The organism is Pseudomonas sp. NFXW11, assembly GCF_049887815.1.
GTDB lineage: Bacteria > Pseudomonadota > Gammaproteobacteria > Pseudomonadales > Pseudomonadaceae > Aquipseudomonas.
This window is the reverse complement of the sequence record NZ_JAGEKI010000012.1, coordinates 86,151-106,251: the sequence shown is the minus strand read 5'-3', so window position 1 is coordinate 106,251 and position 20,101 is coordinate 86,151. Positions and strand designations below refer to the sequence as shown.

Below are 20,101 nucleotides of genomic sequence, written 5' to 3'. Positions count from 1 at the left end.
CAAGTTTTAACCCGCGAGCTACAAGTAAAAGAACTTAAACCGATTTGGATTGCCCAAGGTCTGGCTTTCCTCTGTGCGCTGTACGCTCAGTCGAGGGCCAGTGTAGGATGCCGGCCGTTTGGCGCCTGCCACCCCTTCCCTAGTTCCACACTTCTTGGAACCCGAAATAGCTATGTCATCGCGTAAATTTGGACTCAATCTGGTGATAGTGCTAGCCATCGCTGCGCTCTTCACTGGCTTCTGGGCGCTGATCAATCGCCCGGTTTCGGCCCCCGACTGGCCGGAACAGATCTCCGGCTTCTCCTACTCGCCCTTCCAGCAGGGCCAGTTCCCGCAGAAGGACCAGTACCCGTCCGACGACGAAATGCGCCGTGACCTGGAAATCATGAGCAAGCTCACCGACAACATCCGGACCTATTCGGTGGATGGCAGCCTGGGAGACATTCCCCGGCTCGCGGAAGAGTTCGGCCTGCGGGTGACCCTGGGTATCTGGATCAGCCCGGACCTGGAGCGCAACGAACGCGAGATCATGCGCGCCATCGAACTGGCCAACAGCTCCCGCAGCGTGGTGCGGGTAGTGGTGGGCAACGAAGCGATCTTCCGCAAGGAAATCAACGCCGACCAGCTCTCGGTACTGCTGGACCGGGTTCGCGCCGCGGTCAAGGTGCCGGTCACCACCTCGGAACAGTGGCACGTCTGGGAAGAGCACCCGGAACTGGCCCAGCACACCGACCTGGTGGCGGCGCACATCCTGCCCTACTGGGAATTCATCCCGGTGGACAAGGCCGAGCAGTTCGTCCTCGAACGCGCCCGCGACCTGAAGAAGATGTTCCCGAAAAAGCCGCTGCTGCTGTCCGAAGTCGGCTGGCCGAGCAACGGCCGCATGCGTGGCGGCGCCGACGCCAGCCCGGCGGACCAGGCCATCTACCTGCGCAGCCTGGTCAACCAGCTCAACCGCCAGGGCTACAACTACTTCGTCATCGAAGCCTTCGACCAGCCGTGGAAGGCCAGCGACGAAGGTTCGGTGGGCGCCTACTGGGGCGTGTTCAACGCTGCGCGCCAGCAGAAATTCAATTTCGAAGGCCCGGTGGTGGCGATCCCGCAGTGGCGGGTACTGGCCATCGGCTCGGTGGTGCTGGCGATGCTCTCGCTGGCGGTGCTGCTGATCGACGGCTCGGCCCTGCGCCAGCGCGGCCGTACCTTCCTGACCTTTATCGCCTTCCTCTGCGGTTCGGTACTGGTGTGGATCGGCTATGACTACAGCCAGCAATACAGCACCTGGTTCAGCCTGACCGTGGGCTTCCTCCTGGCCCTCGGCGCGCTGGGGGTGTTTATCGTGCTGCTGACCGAGGCCCACGAGCTGGCCGAGGCGGTGTGGGTAAACAAGCGCCGGCGCGAGTTCCTGCCGGTGGAAGGCGACTCCAGCTACCGGCCGAAGGTCTCGATCCACGTGCCCTGCTACAACGAGCCGCCGGAGATGGTGAAACAGACCCTCGACGCCCTGGCCAACCTCGATTACCCGGACTACGAAGTCCTGATCATCGACAACAACACCAAGGACCCGGCGGTCTGGGAACCGGTGCAGGCCTATTGCCAGACCCTGGGCCCGCGCTTCCGCTTCTTCCACGTCGCGCCCCTGGCCGGCTTCAAGGGTGGTGCGCTGAACTACCTGATTCCGCACACCGCCAAGGATGCCGAAGTGATTGCGGTGATCGACTCCGACTACTGCGTCGACCGCAACTGGCTCAAGCACATGGTGCCGCACTTCGCCGATCCAAAGATCGCCATCGTGCAATCGCCCCAGGACTACCGCGACCAGGACGAAAGCACCTTCAAGAAGCTCTGCTATGCCGAGTACAAGGGTTTCTTCCATATCGGCATGGTCACCCGCAACGACCGTGACGCGATCATCCAGCACGGCACCATGACCATGACCCGGCGTAGCGTGCTGGAAGAGCTGGGCTGGGCCGACTGGTGCATCTGCGAAGACGCCGAGCTGGGCCTGCGGGTGTTCGAAAAGGGCCTGTCCGCCGCCTACCACCACGAAAGCTATGGCAAGGGCCTGATGCCCGATACGTTTATCGACTTCAAGAAACAGCGCTTCCGCTGGGCCTATGGCGCGATCCAGATCATCAAGCGCCACACCGCCAGCCTGCTGCGCGGCAAGGACACCGAGCTGACCCGCGGCCAGCGCTACCACTTCCTCGCCGGCTGGCTGCCGTGGGTGGCGGACGGCATGAACATCTTCTTCACCATCGGCGCCCTGCTGTGGTCGGCGGCGATGATCATAGTGCCCAAGCAGGTGGACCCGCCGCTGCTGATCTTCGCCATCCCGCCGCTGGCGCTGTTCATGTTCAAGGTGGGCAAGATCATCTTCCTCTACCGCCGCGCGGTGGGGGTCAACCTCAAGGACGCGTTCTGCGCGGCCCTGGCGGGCCTGGCGCTGTCGCACACCATCGCCAAGGCGGTGCTGTACGGCTTCTTCACCAGCAGCATCCCGTTCTTCCGCACCCCGAAGAACGCCGACAGCCACGGCTTCTGGATGGCGATTTCGGAAGCCCGGGAAGAGCTGTTCATCATGCTGCTGCTGTGGAGCGCGGCGCTGGGGATCTTCCTGGTGCAGGGCTTGCCAAGCAACGACATGCGCTTCTGGGTGACCATGCTGCTGGTGCAGTCGCTGCCTTATGTGGCGGCGCTGGTCATGGCCTTCCTCTCGTCCCTGCCCAAACCCGTGGCAGAGCCTGAGCCGGCCCCGGCGGCCTAAATCGCCTCGCACGACTAAACGGCGGCCTCAGGCCGCCGTTTTGCTTTAAGATATCCGCCATTTTGCGCGCCTCGCCCGCAGCTCTCCCTGTAGGAGCGAGCTTGCTCGCGATAGATGTCAAGACATGACGCAAGCACCTGATGCTCTGCGCCGCTCTTGAGTCCATCGCGAGCAAGCTCGCTCCTACAACAAGAAAACAGCTGCGCCTGATCTTGCCTTGCACCGGAGTTCCCCATGACGGCCCATGCCGAGCTTTCGCCGACCTTGCAACTTGCCTGTGACCTGATCCGCCGCCCTTCGGTGACGCCGGTCGACGCCGACTGCCAGAAACTGATGATGCAGCGCCTGGGGGATGCCGGCTTCAAGCTGGAACCAATGCGTATCGAGGACGTGGACAACTTCTGGGCCACCCACGGCAAACACCAGGGCCCGGTGCTGTGCTTCGCCGGCCACACCGACGTGGTGCCCACCGGCCCGGTACAGGCCTGGCAGAACGATCCGTTCGAAGCGCTGATCGACGAGCATGGCATGCTCTGCGGGCGCGGCGCAGCGGATATGAAAGGCAGCCTGGCGGCCATGCTGGTGGCCGCCGAGCGCTTCGTCGCCGACTACCCGGACCACAAGGGCTCGGTGGCCTTCCTGATCACCAGTGACGAAGAAGGCCCGGCCCACCACGGCACCAAGGCCGTGGTCGAGCGCCTGGCAGCACGCAAGGAACGCCTGGACTGGTGCATCGTCGGCGAGCCGTCGAGCACCAGCCTGGTGGGCGACGTGGTGAAGAACGGCCGTCGCGGCTCCCTCGGCGCCAAGCTCACGGTGCGTGGCGTGCAGGGCCATGTGGCCTACCCGCACCTGGCGAAGAACCCGATCCACCTGGCGGCCGCGGCCCTGGCGGAACTGGCGGCCGAGCATTGGGACGATGGCAACGCCTTCTTCCCGCCCACCAGTTTCCAGATCTCCAACCTCAACTCCGGCACCGGCGCCACCAACGTGATTCCCGGTGAACTGAGCGCGCTGTTCAACTTCCGCTTCTCCACCGAATCCACCGTCGAAGGCCTGCAGCAGCGGGTGGCGGCGATCCTCGACAAGCACCAGTTGGACTGGCACGTGGAATGGGCGCTGTCGGGCTTGCCGTTCCTCACCGAACCAGGCGCCCTGCTGGACGCGGTATCGGCCAGCATCAAGCAGATCACCGGCCGCGACACCCAGGCCTCCACCAGCGGCGGCACCTCCGACGGGCGCTTTATCGCCACCCTGGGCACCCAGGTGGTGGAATTGGGCCCGGTCAACGCCACCATCCACCAGGTCAACGAGCGGATCCTGGCCAGCGACCTGGATGTGCTGACCGAGATCTACTACCAGACCCTGATCAAGTTGCTCGCCTGATGCTTGCCTGCCCCCTTTGCAACGCCCCGTTGAGCGCCGTGGACAACGGCGTGGCCTGCCCTGCCGGCCACCGTTTCGATCGCGCACGCCAGGGCTACCTGAACCTGTTGCCGGTGCAGCACAAGAACAGCCGTGACCCGGGCGACAACCAGGCCATGGTCGAGGCCCGCCGCGACTTTCTCAACGCCGGGCACTACGCCCCGGTGGCCGCGCGCCTGGCCCATCTGGCCGCCGAGCGGGCACCGCAGCGCTGGGTGGATATCGGCTGTGGCGAGGGCTACTACACCGCACAACTGGCCCAGGCCCTGCCCGGCGCCGATGGCTATGCCCTGGATATCTCCCGGGAAGCGGTGAAACGCGCCTGCCGCCGCGCCCCGGAGCTGACCTGGATGGTCGCCAGCATGGCGCGCATCCCCCTGGCCGAGGCCAGCTGTCAGTTCCTCGCCAGCGTCTTCAGCCCCCTCGACTGGCAGGAAGCCAAGCGCCTGCTGAGCCCCGGCGGCGGCCTGATGAAGGTCGGCCCCACCAGCGGCCACCTGATGGAACTGCGCGAGCGCCTGTACGATGAAGTGCGTGAATACACCGACGACAAGCACCTGGCCCTGGTGCCCGAAGGCATGGCCCTGGCCCATAGCGAAACCCTGGAGTTCAAGCTGAGCCTTGCGCGCCCGCAAGACCGCGCCAACCTGCTGGCCATGACACCCCATGGCTGGCGTGCCAGCGCCGAGCGCCGCGCCGCGGTGATCGAACAGGCCGAGCCGTTCGAGGTCAGCGTGTCGATGCGCTACGATTATTTCGTGCTGCAATAACCCCATCCAACCCACGGCCCCGGGCATGAGCACGGGGCCTTATGAATCCGCGAATGGATTTTTCAGACCGGCAATGAGGACATCCATGCGCCAGCCCGATATCGAGATTTACCTGAAAGACGCCGACGTCGACTACAAGGCCATCGCCACCTGGCTGGGCAGCGTGCTCGGCCCGTGCAGCGACTGGGTGCAGAAAGGCCAGACCTACAAGTGCACCGCAGGCCAAGTGCCGGTGACCTGGCTGCCCAAGGCCGTGGGCAAATGGAACAGCCTGTACCTGGAAAGCGACCAGACCCCCTGGGACGACGATATCGCCTGCGCCCGCGCCGCCTTCGCCGCGCTGAATGTGGAAGTGCGCTGCGCGCCGGGCAGTTGGGTCGAGGAAGAAGGTGAAGAGTCCGCCGATCGCTGGATGCGCATCAGCGCCGACGGCGAGGAAGAGATTACCTGGCGTACTGCCTGAAACTGTATCGCCACGTAGGAGCCAGCTTGCTGGCGAAGAGGCCTTCAAGACTTGCGCTCGATAGACGGGCGCCTTCGCTGGCAAACCAGCTCCTACAGCAGACACCTGCCCCGCAGGAGCCCCAGCTCCTGCAGGGTGGGTTACAGGCCGACGACGTCTTCGGCTTGCAAACCTTTCTGGCCTTCGACCACGGCGTATTCCACCTGCTGGCCCTCGGTCAGCGAGCGGTGGCCTTCGCCACGGATCGCCCGATAGTGGACAAACACGTCCGCCCCACCTTCACGCTGGATAAAGCCGTAGCCCTTGGCGTCGTTGAACCACTTCACGTTGCCGGTCTCACGAGTAGTCATACTTCCATACCTCAATTTTTTTATTATGGGCCGGGTGCACTGCAACCCAACCTTGAGAACTTTCCCTGGGCCAGCCTCTCTATGAGTGCAAGCACAACGGCCGTGGGAGAGTCGGCCGAGTATATGACAGGCGTAAAAACTCTCAACTCAATCTTGTTTCGGCGCTTTTTTGCCGATTTTCGACGAATCCGGCACACTACCGGCCCCGAGCGCTTGCTCGGTTCTGATTTCTTATTCACTCACGCAGAAGCCGTATGACCCGCTCCCCGATCCGTCGTCTTGTGTTTGGCACCTTGCGCCGCCTGCTGTACCTCTGGGTGCGCTCGGAAACCATCAACCAGTCGTCCTTCACCCTCGACCTGGACCGCAGCCGGCCGGTGTTCTACGTCCTGCAGAACCCGTCGTTGACCGATCTGGCGGTGGTGGATGCCGAGTGCACCAAGGCCGGGCTGCCACGCCCGGTATTGCCGGTGTCGGTGGGCAATCTGCTGGAGCCTGCGGCGTTCTTCTACCTGACCCCGGAGCCCGACTGGCTCGGCCGCCAGGACAAGCGCGGGGCGCCGCCAACCCTGACCCGGCTGGTCAGCGCCCTCACCCAGAACGCCGCGGAAAACGCCCAGATCATTCCGGTCAGCGTGTTCTGGGGGCAGTCGCCGGACAGCGAGTCGAGCCCGTGGAAGCTGCTGTTCGCCGACAGCTGGGCGGTTACCGGGCGCCTGCGCCGGCTGCTGAGCATCATGATCCTGGGGCGCAAGACCCGGGTGCAGTTCTCGGCACCGATCAACCTGCGTGAGCTGATCGAACACAACAAGGGCCACGAACGCACCGTGCGCATGGCCCAGCGCATCCTGCGGGTGCATTTTCGCAACCTCAAGGCGGCGGTCATCGGCCCGGACATTTCCCACCGCCGCAACCTGGTCAAGGGCCTGCTCAACCAGCCCCTGGTGAAGCAGGCGATCCTCGACGAAGCCGAGCGCGAGAAGATCTCCCCGGAAAAAGCCAAGGCCCAGGCCCTGCGCTACGGCAACGAGATCGCTTCGGACTACACCTACACCGCCATCCGCTTCCTGGAGGTGGTGCTCAGCTGGTTCTGGAACAAGATCTACGACGGGATCAAGGTCAACCACCTGGAGGGCGTACAGAAGATCGCCCCCGGCCACGAGGTGATCTACGTCCCCTGCCATCGCAGCCATATCGACTACCTGCTGCTGTCCTACCTGTTGTTCCGCAACGGCCTGACCCCGCCGCATATCGCCGCCGGGATCAACCTCAACATGCCGGTGATCGGCAGCCTGCTGCGGCGCGGCGGGGCCTTCTTCATGCGCCGCACCTTCAAGGGCAACCCGCTCTACACCTCGGTGTTCAACGAATACCTGCACACCCTGTTCACCAAGGGTTTCCCCGTGGAGTACTTCGTCGAGGGCGGTCGCTCGCGCACCGGGCGCATGCTGCAACCCAAGACCGGGATGCTGGCCATTACCCTGCGCAGCTTCCTGCGCAATTCGCGCATGCCGATCGTCTTCGTACCGGTGTACATCGGCTACGAGCGGGTGCTGGAAGGCCGCACCTACCTGGGCGAACTGCGCGGCGCGAGCAAGAAGAAGGAGTCGATCTTCGACATCTTCAAGGTCATCGGCGCCCTCAAGCAGCGCTTCGGCCAGGTGGCGGTGAACTTCGGCGAACCGATCAAGCTGGCGCAATTCCTCGACCAGGAACAACCGGACTGGCGCACCCAGGAGCTGGGCCCGCAGTACCGTCCAGCCTGGCTCAATGAAACCACCCATCGCCTCGGCGAGCGGGTGGCCCAGCACCTCAACGAAGCCGCGGCGATCAACCCGGTGAACCTGGTGGCCCTGGCCCTGCTTTCCACCAGCCGCCTGGCCCTGGACGAGCGCGCCATGGCAAGGGTGCTGGACCTGTACCTGGCGCTGCTGCGCCGCGTGCCCTACTCGCCCCACACCACCTTGCCGGAAGGCGACGGCCGGGCGCTGATCCAGCATGTGCAGGACATGCAACTGCTGGCCGAGCAGAGCGACGCCCTGGGCAAGATCCTCTACCTGGACGAGCAGAACGCCGTCCTGATGACCTACTACCGCAACAACGTGCTGCACATCTTCGCCCTGCCGGCATTGCTGGCGAGCTTCTTCCAGAGCTCGTCGCGCATGAGCCGCGAGCTGATCCTGCGCTACACCCGCGCGCTCTACCCCTACCTGCAGGCGGAGCTGTTCATCCGCTGGCCGCTGGAGGAACTGGACGCCGTGGTCGATCAGTGGCTGGAGGCCTTCATCGAACAGGGCCTGCTGCGCTTCGAGAAGGATGTCTATCTGCGCCCGGCGCCCAGCTCGCGGCATTTCGTCCTGCTGACCCTGCTTTCAAAGAGCATCGCGCAGACCCTGCAACGCTTCTACATGGCCATTTCCCTGCTGCTCAACAGCGGCCAGAACAGCATCAGCGCCGAGGAGCTGGAAGACCTGTGCACGGTCATGGCCCAGCGCCTGTCGATCCTGCATGGCCTGAATGCCCCGGAGTTCTTCGACAAGAGCCTGTTCCGCCACTTTATCCAGACCCTGCTGGACCAGGGCGTACTGCGCCGCGACGACGCCGGCAAGCTCAGCTACCACGAGCTGCTGGGGGAGTTGGCCGAGGGTGCGGCCAAGCGCGTACTGCCGGCGGAGATCCGCCTGTCGATCCGCCAGGTGGCCCTGCACCGCAGCGAAGATGCCGCCGAGCAACTCGCGGCACCGGCGCAAAGCGACTAGATTCTTATCGGCGCCGCATGACCTGCGGCGCCGCCGATACGGAGATCCACCATGAAAAAACTCCTCCTGCTGGCCGCCAGTGCGCTGCTCGGAGCCTGCCAATCGATGCCGCCGGCGGCCGAGGCCCGCCTCGACGGTGAAGTCTTCTACCTGCAACGCATCGCCTTGCCGCCCTCCGCCACCTTGAGCGTGAGCCTGCAGGATGTATCCCTGGCCGACGCCCCGGCGCTGGTCCTGGCCGAGCAGCGGGGCCCGGTCAAGGGCCAGGTGCCGCTGCCCTTCCACCTCCGCTACGACCCGGCCCAGGTCAAGCCCGGCCACCGTTACTCCCTCAGCGCGCGCATCGAGGTCGATGGCAAGCTGATGTTCATCACCACCGAACACCACGGGGTCAAGCTCGACGGCAGCGACCCGCAGCCGTTGCAACTTCGTGTCGACGCCGTACGTTAATTTTCATTGCCCAAGGAAGCCGCCATGCTCCGTACCTCACTGCGTTTCACCAGCCTGTGCGCTGGCCTGATGATCTCCGCCAGCGCCCTGGCCCTGTCTTTGAGCGACCTGTCCCAGGGTGACGCCAGCGGTGGCCTGAAAGACGCCCTGACCCAGGGCGCGCAGATCGCCGTCAAGCAACTGGGAACCCCCGGCGGCTTCAGCAACAACCCCGATGTGCGCATCGAGTTGCCGGGCAACCTCGGCAAAGTGGCGAAGAAAATGAAGCAGTTCGGCATGGGCGATCAGGTCGACCAGCTGGAAACCAGCATGAACAAGGCCGCCGAGGCTGCAGTGCCGCAAGCCCAGGCGCTGCTGGTGGATGCGGTGAAGAAGATGACCGTGGCCGATGCCAAGGGCATCCTCGCCGGCGGCAAGGATTCAGCCACCCAGTACCTGGACAAGAGCAGCCGTGAGCAGATCCGCGCCAAGTTCCTGCCCATCGTCAAGCAGGCCACCGACCAGGTCGGCCTGGCCAAGCAGTACAACTCCTTCGCCGGCCAGGCCGCGACCCTGGGCGTGCTGGATGCCAAGAACGCCAATATCGAGGGCTACGTGACCGAGCAAGCCCTCAACGGCCTGTTCGAGATGATCGGCAAGCAGGAAGAAACCATCCGCCAGAACCCGGCGGCAGCGGCCACCAGCCTGGCCAAGAAAGTCTTCGGCAGCCTCTGAGCGGCCTTGCTCCGGCCCGCCGCCCGGCGGGCCAGACCACCCGTGGCTGGCACTCCGGCCACGGGCAGATGCGACGCTTAGCCCCTCGCGGCTGATCCAGCCCATACTCCCCCCAATATCGCCTGCCACCACAGCCCTGACGCCCGGATGCTATTGCCTGCCTGGCGAGAGCCTGCAGGCCTGTACCGCCAGATCGGCACTCCAGGTGCAGCGAGCGGCTGGACTTGCAAGTGCTTTTTGCTTACACATCCGTCACCACGGCCACGATGGCGATCGCAGCGATGCCCAGCGGCCAGTGGACGATGCAGGAACGGCGGGGCAACCAGGGCCGCCACAACGTGGCCTGGTAACCGCCGCCGATTGCGCCGCGTAGTTTGTCGGCATCACCCGCCACAACCGCTGCCGGCACCGCGACAAGAACCAAGGCTAGCGGCAGACGGCCAAGGCACGGGATCGGGCCCAACGATCCCCTGAGCGTCCCTGCCCCAGGGACAGTGGAGGTTTGCCATGCAACGCATGCGTCCCCCCATGGACATCCCCAGCATTCCCGCCCTGCTGCACTGGCGCAGCCACTACACACCGCAACTGAGCGCCGCCCGGGTCCGCGACCATCACGGCTGGCGCCGCCTGAGCTGGAGCGAACTGGCCCAGCGCAGCGAAACCCTGGCCAGGGCCTTGCTCGCCGCCGGGGTCGAACCCGGTGAACCGGTGGCGATCTGCAGCCGCACGCGGCTGGAATGGTGCCTGCTGGATTTCGCCATTCTCAGCGTCGGCGCCGTCAGTGTCGGCCTTTATCCCAACCTCGCGCCGTCCCAGTTGGTGGAACAACTGCGCCTGGTCGGGTGTCGGCTGCTGTTCGTCGAACAGGCCTTCCAGGCCCCCGGACAGCATCTGGCCCCGGGGGTGCGCACCCTGTGCCTGGACACGCCGGAGGCCGGCAGCGGCTTGCAGTCCCTCAACGAATTCGGCGCCCTGGCTGGGAAGCACAGCGCCGAACAGGTCCGGCAACGCTGGCAGGCCCTGGATCGCCAGTCCCTGGCCAACCTGGTGTTCACTTCTGGCACCACAGGCGTGCCCAAGGCGGCGATGCTCAGCCACGGCAACCTGCTGGCGGCGATCAGCGCCTACCCGCTGCCACAACCCGGAGACACCACCCTGGCCTTCCTGCCCATGGCCCATGTCGGCGAACGGGTGATCGGCCACTACCAGCGCCTCTGGTGCGGCGGCCAGTGCGCCTACGTGGCGGAGCTGGACGAGGTGCCCCGGGCCCTGCTGGAAGTGCAGCCCGAGCTGCTGACCAGCGTGCCGCGGCTGTACGAGAAACTTCATGCCCAGGTCATGGCGTATCGGGCGCAGATGGCGGACGGCCCGGCGGCGCTGTTCGACTGGGCCATGGCCATTGGCAAACGCTACCTGCCGGGCACGGCTAACGCCCATCAGGCACGGCGCCTGCGCCTGGCCCGGCTGCTGGTACTGTTGCCGCTGCGGCGCAGTCTGTTCGGCTGGCGAATCCACTTCCTGGTCAGCAGCGGCGCACCGCTGGAAGCGCATCTAGTGAGTTTTTTCGCCACCCTGGGCCTGCCCCTGTGGGAGGCCTGGGGGCTGTCCGAAGCCACTGCCTTCGTTACCTGCAACCAAGCCGGGGCACTCAAGGCCGGCTCCGTCGGCCGGCCCCTGCCGGGGGTCCAGCTGCGCATCGGCATCGACAACGAGGTCCTGGTCAAGGGCCCGCAGGTGTTCCAGGGCTACTTCCGCCAGCCCGATGCCAGCGCCGCCAGCTTCAGCGGTGACGGCTGGCTGCACACTGGCGACCTGGGACGCCTGGATGACGACGGTTACCTGTGGCTGACCGGGCGCAAGAAGGAGCTGATCATCACCGCGGACGGCAAGAACATAGCCCCGGTGCCGATCGAGGCGCGCTTGCGTCAGCACCCGCTGGTGGAACAGGTACTGGTACATGGCGACCGCCGCCAGTACCTCTGCGCGCTGCTGGCCCTGGAGCCCCAGCGCCTATGGGAATGGGCCCGCCGCCAGGGCCTGGGGGACGCCCGCGAGAGCTGGCTGCACTCGGCGCCGTTGCTGGAGGCATTGCAAAGGCACATCGACAGCGTCAACCAGCAGTTGTCCCAGGCCGAACAGATCAAGCGCTGGGCCCTGCTGCCACGCCTGCTCAGCCAGGAGCAAGGCGAACTGACCCCGACCCTGAAGCCCAGGCGCCGGATCATCGAACAGCACTTCGCCCAGTTGCTGGACAGCCTCTACCCCTGAAACGCACCAGGCCGGGCAGTCACTGCCCGGCCTGGTGCATTACCCCGAAGCAAGCCCCGGGTCAGTCCTTCCTGACCCGGAACCAGGCGGCATACAGCGCGGGCAGGAACAGCAGGGTCAGCACCGTGGCCACGATCAGCCCGCCCATGATGGCCACCGCCATCGGCCCGAAGAACACGCTGCGCGACAGCGGGATCATCGCTAGCACCGCCGCCAGGGCGGTGAGCACGATCGGCCGGAAACGCCGCACCGTGGCCTCGATGATCGCGTCCCAGGGCTTCTGCCCGGCGCGGATGTCCTGCTCGATCTGGTCCACCAGGATCACCGAGTTACGCATGATCATCCCGGACAGGGCGATGGTGCCCAGCATCGCCACAAAGCCGAAGGGCTGGCGGAACACCAGGAGGAACAGGGTGACCCCGATCAGCCCCAGGGGCGCGGTGAGGAACACCATGGCGGTGCGCGAGAAGCTGCGCAGCTGGACCATCAGCAGGGTCAGCACCACCACGATAAACAGCGGCACCCCGGCCTTCACCGAGTTCTGGCCGCGGGTCGAATCCTCCACGGTGCCGCCCACCTCCAGCAGGTAGCCATCCGGCAGTTCGGCGCGCACCGGTTCCAGGGTCGGCAGGATCTGCTGCACCAGGGTCGCCGGCTGTTCCTTGCCGTAGATATCGGCACGCACGGTCACCGTGGGCAGGCGGTTGCGATGCCAGATCACCCCTTCCTCGAAGCCGTACTCCAGGGTTGCCACCTGCGACAGCGACACGCTCTGGCCGTTGTCGGTGGGCACCGCCAGGCTCGGCAACAACGACAGCTCGGTGCGCTCCTCGTGGGTGCCGCGCAGGAGAATCTCGATCAACTCGTTGTCTTCCCGGTACTGGCTGACGGTGGAGCCGATCAACGAGCTTTGCAGGAACCGCGACAGGTTGGCGGTGCTCACTCCCAGGGCTCGGGCACGGTCCTGGTCAACGTTGAGGTAGACCACCTTGCTCGGCTCTTCCCAATCCAGGTGGACGTTGACCACATGGGTGTTCTCCCGCACCTTGGCCGCCACCTTGCGCGCCAGGGCGCGGACTTCCTCGATATGCTCGCCGGTGACCCGGAACTGCACCGGGTAACCCACGGGCGGGCCGTTCTCCAGGCGGGTAACCCGCGAGCGCAGGGCCGGGAACTGCTCGTTGAGGGTTTCGATCAGCCAGCTGCGCAGGCTTTCACGTTCCTCGATGCTCTTGGCCAGCACCACGAACTGGGCAAAGCTGGTGGCCGGCAATTGCTGGTCCAGCGGCAGGTAGTAACGCGGCGACCCGGTGCCTACATAAGCCACGTAGTTATCGATGCCGGCATGCTCCTTGAGCATCGCCTCCAGGCGCTTGACCTCGTCGGCGGTATTGCTCAGAGACGCGCCTTCGGCCAGCTTCAGATCGACCATCAGCTCCAGGCGCCCCGAGGCCGGGAAGAACTGCTGCGGCACGAAGCGAAACAGCATCACCGAGCCGACAAAGGCCAGGATGGTCAGCACGATCACCGTCTTGCGCCGTTCCACGCACCAGCCCACCACCCGGCGCACGCGCTGGTAGAAAGGCGTGCCGTGGGGGTTGGATTCGGCGCCATGCTTGGCGGCGTGAATCTTCGCCAGGTCCGGCAGGAGTTTTTCCCCCAGGTAGGGCACGAACACCACGGCGGCGATCCACGAGGCCACCAGGGCGATGGTCACCACCTGGAAGATCGAACGGGTGTACTCCCCCGTGCCGGACTGCGCCGTGGCAATCGGCAGGAAGCCCGCCGCGGTGATCAGGGTGCCGGTAAGCATGGGGAAAGCGGTGCTGGTCCAGGCGAAGCTGGCGGCCTTGATCCGGTCGAAACCCTGCTCCATCTTGATCGCCATCATTTCCACGGCAATGATCGCGTCGTCCACCAGCAGGCCGAGGGCCAGCACCAGGGCGCCGAGGGAGATCTTGTGCAGGCCGATGCCCAGGTAGTACATGGTGGCGAAGGTCATCGCCAGCACCAGGGGAATGGCCAGCGCCACCACCATCCCGGTGCGCACGCCTAGGGAGAAGAAACTCACCAGCAGCACGATGATCAGGGCCTCGGCCAGCACCCGGACGAACTCGCCGACCCCGGTCTTCACCGCCGCCGGCTGGTCGGACACCTTGCGCAGCTCCATCCCCGCCGGCAGGCTCTTCTGCAGCCGGGCGAACTCGACCTCCAGGGCCTTGCCCAGCACCAGAATGTCGCCGCCTTCCTTCATCGCCACGGCCAGGCCGATGGCGTCTTCACCCATGAAACGCATGCGCGGCGCGGGTGGATCGTTGAAGCCGCGGCGCACTTCGGCCACATCACCGATGCGGAAGGTGCGACCGGCCACGCGGATCGGGAAGTTGCGGATCTGTTCCACGCTCTGGAAGTTGCCGGTCACGCGCAATTGCACGCGCTCGCTCTGAGTCTCGAAGAAGCCCGCGGTGGACACCGCGTTCTGCTCCTCCAGCGCCTGTTGCACCGCCGCCAAGGGCAGGCCCAGGGTCGCCAGCTTGACGTTGGACAGTTCGATCCAAATTTTCTCGTCCTGCAGGCCCAACAGCTCGACCTTGCCCACATCCTTGACCCGCTGCAGCTGGATCTGGATGCGATCGGCGTAGTCCTTGAGCACCGCGTAGTCGAAGCCCTGGCCAGTCAGGGCATAGATATTACCGAAGGTGGTACCGAACTCATCGTTGAAGAATGGCCCCTGGATACCCGGCGGCAAGGTGTGGCGGATATCGGCGATCTTCTTCCGCACCTGGTACCAGAGATCGGGAATCTCGTTGGAGTGCATGGAGTCCCGGGCAATGAAGGTGACCTGGGATTCCCCTGGACGGGAAAAGGAAACGATGCGGTCGTATTCGCCGGTTTCCATCAGTTTCTTTTCAATGCGCTCGGTGACCTGGCGCGACACTTCCTGGGCCGTGGCCCCTGGCCAATTGGTACGAATCACCATGGCCTTGAAGGTGAAGGGTGGGTCTTCGCTCTGCCCCAGCTTGGTGTAGGACAGGGCGCCGACACTGGCCAGCAACAGCATCATGAACAGGACGATCTGGCGATTGCGCAACGCCCAGGCGGAAAGGTTGAAACCCATCGACGCTTACTCCTTGGCCGTCAGATTGACCACGCGGTTGGAGCGATCCACCGGACGCACCTGCAAGCCCTCGTGCAGCACATGCACCCCGGCCGCCACCACCCAATCGTTGGCATTCAGGCCTTCGAGCACCGGCACGCTCTTCTCGCCAAAGGCGCCGACCCGCACCGGAACCTTGTGCAGAGTGTTGTTGGCATCGACCCGCCAGACATAAGTAGCCCCCGCCTCGGCGGACAGCGCCGAGAGCGGCACCGACAGCGACACCACCTCTGCATTCTGGATAAATACCCGGGCGCTCTGGCCGAGTTCCGCCGGAACCTTGCCGGCATTGAAGGCAATGCGCGCGGCGAAGGTCCGCGACCGAGGGTCGGCGGCGGGCGACAGCTCGCGGATATGCCCGTCGAAGCGTTGGCCCGGATGGGTCCAGAGCTCCACCGACACCGCCTGGCCGACCTTGAAGCGGCCGTAGTTCTGCTCGGGGAAGCTGATCAGCACCTCGCGCTCACCGTCGGTGGCCAGGGTGAACACCGTCTGCCCAGCTGCCACCACCTGCCCCACTTCCACCGCGCGCTTGGCTACCACGCCATCCTGTGGCGCCCGCAGCACGGCATAGCCGGCCTGGTTGCTGGCCACGTCGAACTCGGCCTTGATCTGCTTCAGGCGAGCTTCGCCGGCGCGGTACAGGTTCTCGGCATTGTCGTACTGCGAACGGCTGACCATCTGCCGGTCCAGCAGCGCCTTGTAGCGATCACGCTCGGCGCGCACCAGGTCGAGGTTGGCGCTGGCGGCCGTGACCTGGGCCCGGGTGGCTTCCAGTTGCAGGCGTACATCCTGCGGGTCGAGCTCGGCCAGTGGCTGATTGGCCTTGACCCGCTCGCCCTCCTCTACCAGCCGTCGGCTGACCTTGCCACCGATGCGGAACGCCAGCTCCGGTTCATAGCGCGCCCGGACCTCGCCGGGGTAGCTGTCCGAAGCCCGTGCCGAAGGCTCTGGCTGGACCACCATGGCCGGCCGGATGCCCATTTGAACGGGCTCTTCATGCCCACAAGCAGACAGAAAAAAAGCCAGTGTGACTGGCAAGGCATAGCGGAACATGGCGGCGACCTTCGCTAAGGGGGCTTGGAGTAATTATACTGGCCGGTATGTTATTAATAGCAAACTCACCAGTCCAGTATTAAAAGCGAAAAAATGTCCGACAATCCTTCCGTCACTATTGGGCCAGGCAGGCCCAAGGATCTGGCCAAGCGCCAGGCCATTCTCGAAGCAGCAAAAAACCTGTTTCTGAGCAATGGCTACGCCAGTACCAGCATGGATGCGGTCGCCGCCGAAGCCGGCGTTTCAAAACTCACGGTGTACAGCCACTTCACCGACAAGGAGACCCTGTTCACCGCCGCGGTGGTGGCCAAGTGCGAGGAACAGCTGCCGACGCTGATCTTCGAACTGCCGCCCGAGGTCCCGGTGCATGCGGTATTGCTCAACATCGCCCGGGGCTTTCACCAACTGGTCAACAGCGACGAGTCAGTCAACCTGCACCGGCTGATCATGACCCTGGGCACCCAGGACCCCAGGCTCTCGCAGATTTTCCTCGAGGCCGGCCCTGAGCGCGTGCTGCAGGGCATGGAACGGCTGCTGGGGCGGATCAACCAGCTGGGCACCCTGCATATCGAGAAACCGCGCAATGCCGCCGAGCATTTCTTCTGCATGCTCAAGGGCGGGGCGAACTTCCGCCTGCTCTTTGGCTGCGGCGAACCCTTGTGTGGGCCCGCAGCGGAAGAACATGTGCAGGAAGTGGTGGATCTGTTTATGCGCGCCTATCGCCCGGAGCCGGGCTGAAGCAGCGAAGCTGATTTGTGTAGGAGCGGGCTTGTGTGGGAGCGGGCTTGCCCGCGAAGAGGCCCTTGAAACCGCCTTCGCCGGCAAGCCGGCTCCTACATCCATGGGCTCCGGCCAGCCTGGAGGTTTTCAGGCCTTGAGGGCTTTCTTCGGATAGATGTCGTAACGGCTGGACTTGCCCTCCAGCCCATGACTCGGCTTGGGCCCGTCGATGCACGGCGCCTTGCGCGGACGCTTGACCACCACCCGGTGGCTGGCCAGGGCCAGGGCGGCTGCCAGCAGCGCCGGAGCGTCCTGGTCATCACCCACCAGCGGGCGGAACAGGCGCATCTCCTTTTTCACCAGGGCGCTTTTCTCCCGGTGCGGAAACATCGGGTCGAGGTAGATCACCTGGGGCGGCTCGCCCTGCCAGTTGCGCATAAGTTCGATGGAGTTGCCCTTGAGCAACTGCATGCGGGCGACGATAGGCGCCACCTCGGCATCCAGCGCCGCGCGGGCCAGGCCGTCTTCGAGCAAGGCGCCAATCAATGGCTGGCGTTCGATCAGGCTCATCTCGCAGCCCAGGGTGGCCAGCACGAAAGCGTCCTTGCCCAGGCCGGCCGTGGCGTCCAGCACCCGTGGCCGCACGCCTTGGGCCACGCCCACCGCCTTGGCGATCATCTGCCCGCTGCCGCCGCCGTACAGCCGCCGATGGGCTGCGCCGCCCTCGACGAAATCGACTCGCACCGGCCCCGGCGCATCCGCTCCCAGCTGCTGCAACTGCAGGCCCTGCTCGCCCACCTGCAAGGAGAACTCGGCGTCGTCGATCTGCAACGCCAGCCCCAGGCGCTCGGCCCATTGCTCGGCCTGGGGCGCGAAACCGGCGTCCAGGGCCTCGACTTTGATGCGGCAGGCCGCGGGTTGCTCATTCATCTGAAAACACACTCAAAAAATTAATGATCGGCAAAAACTGCCGATAACAGAACTATCGGCCATTTTGCCAGAGCTCAAGCGTCGACCGAGAGCAATGTCAGACATTCAACGCACATCGATAGGTTATATCTCGCCCCACGGCGACTATGGCCTGCGCAACTCCCAAGCACTGAGCGGCGTCAGCCATCTGTGGCAGGACTTCTTTGCCCAGGCCCTGGCCGAGCAACGGGGTGACGGTGCGAGCGTTGAACAGCTGCCGGCGGTGGCCATCGACGGCCCAGTGGAGCCGGTTGGCGGCAGCGACGTGTTGGCGCAGATCGTCAACCAGCGCCATTGCGAAGTGCAGGACACCGAGGTACGCCCTCCCGAGCCGCTGTTCCTGCCGATTGCCGAATTCGAAATGGAGCTGCTGGACAAGCCGGCCCCGCCCTACCCGCCGGAAGAAGTCATCGCCCAGCAGCGCCAGCAGGATTTCGAGAGCGGTTGGGTACGCCCGATCGTGCTCAATGCCGGCCAGCCATTGCCGGAACCCGGCCCGGCCCCGGAGCCGCGTCCGTTGCACCTGCCGATTGCCGAATTCGAGATGGACCTGCTGGACAAACCGGCCGAGCCATTCCCGCCCCATGAACTGATCGAACAGCAACGGCAGATGGATTTCGACATCGGCTGGGCGCGTCCACTGATCCTGCAGAACCTGCGTATCGCCGCCTGATCCACCCCCTTAGCGACAGCGCCAGAGTGGCCCCAGGTCCAGGTGGAAATGGTTGCGATGGGCGTTGTTGAAATCCGGCCCCAATACCACATTGAAGGCATCGCAGGCACCGTCCCGGGCCAGGCGCAAAAACCTTCCTTCAGCGCTGTCCTTTGGCCAATCCCTGAGCACACTGATGCTGCGCCCGTCACTCAGGCGAAAGCCGGCGATATCCAGAGCGTTGGCGCTGGCATGCTCGCTGCGCCAGCCAATCTTGCGGTGATACATGTTGCGGCAGGCAAAACTGCCCAGATGATCGACCCGCGCCACCCGCTGGCCAAACACCTGCTGCGCCGCCGGCTGCAAGCCATGGCGCTGGTACAGGGCAAAGGCCACCGCCAGCGGGCAACTGGCGAGGAAGCTGCTGCTCAGGGCAATATCGCCGCCCTGCACTCGCAGGGTATTGCTCAAGGGACAGTCGACATCGGTGCGACTGTCGGGCTGGCGGCTGGTGCGCAAGCCTGACGTCGCCAGGGCCTGGTCGCACAGCTGCGGGTCATCGCGCAGTCGCGACAGCTTGAAGCGGGTCAGCAGATTGGGCTGGGCCCTGACATCCAGCGGCGCCCAAGGATTCCAGGCATCCGCCAGTGGCACCCAGCCCAATCGCACACCCAGCAACAACAGGGCGCCCAGCAACACCAGGGCGCCCGCAACTTTCCTTACCCGCACACAGATTCCTTTTTACGACTGTTTGAACAATTGATTGATCTGCCCGAAGGGAATCGCCCGATCGGCAAAATCGAAGCGCCCGTGCTCGCGAATATCTTCCGCGGCCCGATAGAAGGCGCCATAGGCCGCCCGGGCCAGGGCCGAACCGACACTGATGCGCTTGACCCCCAGCTCGGAAAGTTGCGCCACGCTGAGGTTGAGGCCGCCGGACATCAGCACATTCACCGGTTTAGGCGCCACCGCCCGCACCACCTGGAGGATCTCCTCGGCGCTGCGCAGGCCCGGTGCATAGAGCACATCGGCACCGGCTTCGGCAAAGGCCTGCAAGCGGCGGATGGTGTCCGGCAGATCGTTGCGCCCGTGCAGCAGGTTCTCGGCTCGGGCGGTCAGGATGAAGGGAAAGGGCAGGCGGCGCACGGCGGCAACGCAAGACTCGATGCGCTCCACAGCCAGGTTGAAATCATAGATAGGCGCCTCGGCACGCCCGCTGGCGTCCTCGATCGAACCACCCACCACGCCACTGGCCGCCGCCAGCAGCAAGGCCTGGGCACAGCCTTCGGGGCTGTCGGCAAAGCCGTTTTCCAGATCAACCGCCACCGGCAGGCCGCTGGCACCGACAATGCTGCGCACGTTGTCCAGGGTGTCTGCCAGGCTCACCGCGCCCTCGGCATCCGGACGTCCAAGGGAGAAGGCATAGCCGGCGCTGGTGCTGGCCAAGGCCTCGAAACCCAAACCGGTCAGCAGCTTGGCCGAACCGGCATCCCAGGGGTTGGGAATGACAAAGGCCCCGGCACGTTCATGCAGGGCTTTGAAGGCATTGGCTCTAAGGGTTTGCGCGTCCATTTGCTCGCTCCT

Annotated in this window: 17 protein-coding genes; 10 read left to right on the top strand and 7 right to left on the bottom strand. The window is 64.9% G+C overall.

Going from position 1 to position 20,101, the window contains the following annotated elements; all coding sequences use genetic code 11:
- Positions 1–172: 172 nt before the first annotated feature.
- The 4 genes from J4P02_RS19075 to J4P02_RS19060 all read left to right on the top strand — a co-directional run bounded on the left by J4P02_RS19075 (position 173) and on the right by J4P02_RS19060 (position 5,422).
- The gene (locus tag J4P02_RS19075) at positions 173–2,764 is read left to right on the top strand and encodes a glycosyltransferase (RefSeq protein ID WP_426193062.1); all 2,592 of its coding nucleotides are present in this window, start codon (positions 173–175) and stop codon (positions 2,762–2,764) included.
- 234 nt (positions 2,765–2,998) lie between these two features.
- Entirely contained in the window at positions 2,999–4,150 is a 1,152-nt protein-coding gene (gene dapE / locus J4P02_RS19070; protein ID WP_426193060.1) for a succinyl-diaminopimelate desuccinylase, read from the top strand.
- A complete protein-coding gene (locus tag J4P02_RS19065; RefSeq protein ID WP_426193058.1) occupies positions 4,150–4,959 on the top strand; it encodes a putative RNA methyltransferase in 810 nt (269 codons plus the stop codon). The genes dapE and J4P02_RS19065 overlap by 1 nt, the downstream gene beginning before the upstream one ends.
- 85 nt (positions 4,960–5,044) lie before the next feature.
- Complete coding sequence (locus J4P02_RS19060) at positions 5,045–5,422, top strand: hypothetical protein (protein ID WP_426193056.1); 378 nt, start codon at positions 5,045–5,047, stop codon at positions 5,420–5,422.
- Positions 5,423–5,562: 140 nt separating this feature from the next.
- On the opposite strand, the gene J4P02_RS19055 is transcribed toward J4P02_RS19060, so the two are convergent.
- A complete protein-coding gene (locus J4P02_RS19055; RefSeq protein ID WP_011059510.1) occupies positions 5,563–5,772 on the bottom strand; it encodes a cold-shock protein in 210 nt (69 codons plus the stop codon).
- A 254-nt stretch (positions 5,773–6,026) separates the two neighbouring features.
- Here J4P02_RS19055 and plsB point away from each other — a divergent pair, with 254 nt between their 5' ends.
- From plsB to J4P02_RS19040, 3 genes are read left to right on the top strand one after another with little or no spacing between them, the layout of a single operon-like run.
- Positions 6,027–8,531, top strand: coding sequence for a glycerol-3-phosphate 1-O-acyltransferase PlsB (gene plsB, locus J4P02_RS19050; RefSeq protein ID WP_426193054.1), 2,505 nt, complete (start codon positions 6,027–6,029; stop codon positions 8,529–8,531).
- 51 nt (positions 8,532–8,582) lie between these two features.
- Positions 8,583–8,981, top strand: coding sequence for a YbaY family lipoprotein (locus J4P02_RS19045; protein ID WP_426193052.1), 399 nt, complete (start codon positions 8,583–8,585; stop codon positions 8,979–8,981).
- A gap of 24 nt (positions 8,982–9,005) precedes the next feature.
- Positions 9,006–9,695 (top strand): DUF4197 domain-containing protein, encoded by a 690-nt coding sequence (locus J4P02_RS19040; RefSeq protein ID WP_426193050.1) that lies wholly within the window; start codon positions 9,006–9,008, stop codon positions 9,693–9,695.
- Between the two features lie 241 nt (positions 9,696–9,936).
- Here J4P02_RS19040 and J4P02_RS19035 read toward each other — a convergent pair whose 3' ends face one another.
- Positions 9,937–10,104 (bottom strand): hypothetical protein, encoded by a 168-nt coding sequence (locus tag J4P02_RS19035; protein ID WP_426193048.1) that lies wholly within the window; start codon positions 10,102–10,104, stop codon positions 9,937–9,939.
- Between the two features lie 98 nt (positions 10,105–10,202).
- Between J4P02_RS19035 and J4P02_RS19030 the strand changes: the two genes are divergently transcribed.
- Entirely contained in the window at positions 10,203–11,963 is a 1,761-nt protein-coding gene (locus tag J4P02_RS19030; RefSeq protein ID WP_426193046.1) for an AMP-dependent synthetase/ligase, read from the top strand.
- Between the two features lie 61 nt (positions 11,964–12,024).
- On the opposite strand, the gene J4P02_RS19025 is transcribed toward J4P02_RS19030, so the two are convergent.
- Both J4P02_RS19025 and J4P02_RS19020 read right to left on the bottom strand, forming a co-directional pair.
- Positions 12,025–15,081, bottom strand: coding sequence for an efflux RND transporter permease subunit (locus tag J4P02_RS19025; RefSeq protein ID WP_426193044.1), 3,057 nt, complete (start codon positions 15,079–15,081; stop codon positions 12,025–12,027).
- Between the two features lie 6 nt (positions 15,082–15,087).
- Positions 15,088–16,176, bottom strand: coding sequence for an efflux RND transporter periplasmic adaptor subunit (locus J4P02_RS19020; RefSeq protein ID WP_426193042.1), 1,089 nt, complete (start codon positions 16,174–16,176; stop codon positions 15,088–15,090).
- Positions 16,177–16,269: 93 nt separating this feature from the next.
- Between J4P02_RS19020 and J4P02_RS19015 the strand changes: the two genes are divergently transcribed.
- The gene (locus J4P02_RS19015; RefSeq protein WP_426193040.1) at positions 16,270–16,914 is read left to right on the top strand and encodes a TetR/AcrR family transcriptional regulator; all 645 of its coding nucleotides are present in this window, start codon (positions 16,270–16,272) and stop codon (positions 16,912–16,914) included.
- Positions 16,915–17,043: 129 nt separating this feature from the next.
- On the opposite strand, the gene J4P02_RS19010 is transcribed toward J4P02_RS19015, so the two are convergent.
- Positions 17,044–17,826 carry a class I SAM-dependent methyltransferase gene (locus J4P02_RS19010; protein ID WP_426193038.1) on the bottom strand — a complete coding sequence of 261 codons (783 nt, stop codon included), beginning with the start codon at positions 17,824–17,826 and terminating at the stop codon, positions 17,044–17,046.
- A gap of 94 nt (positions 17,827–17,920) precedes the next feature.
- On the opposite strand from J4P02_RS19010, the gene J4P02_RS19005 reads away from it, so the two are divergent.
- Entirely contained in the window at positions 17,921–18,538 is a 618-nt protein-coding gene (locus tag J4P02_RS19005; protein ID WP_426193036.1) for an energy transducer TonB, read from the top strand.
- Positions 18,539–18,547: 9 nt separating this feature from the next.
- Here the strand turns inward: J4P02_RS19005 and J4P02_RS19000 are convergent, their stop codons facing one another.
- The gene (locus tag J4P02_RS19000; RefSeq protein WP_426193034.1) at positions 18,548–19,246 is read right to left on the bottom strand and encodes an extensin family protein; all 699 of its coding nucleotides are present in this window, start codon (positions 19,244–19,246) and stop codon (positions 18,548–18,550) included.
- A 12-nt stretch (positions 19,247–19,258) separates the two neighbouring features.
- Positions 19,259–20,089, bottom strand: coding sequence for an isocitrate lyase/PEP mutase family protein (locus J4P02_RS18995; protein ID WP_426193032.1), 831 nt, complete (start codon positions 20,087–20,089; stop codon positions 19,259–19,261).
- Positions 20,090–20,101: the final 12 nt, after the last annotated feature.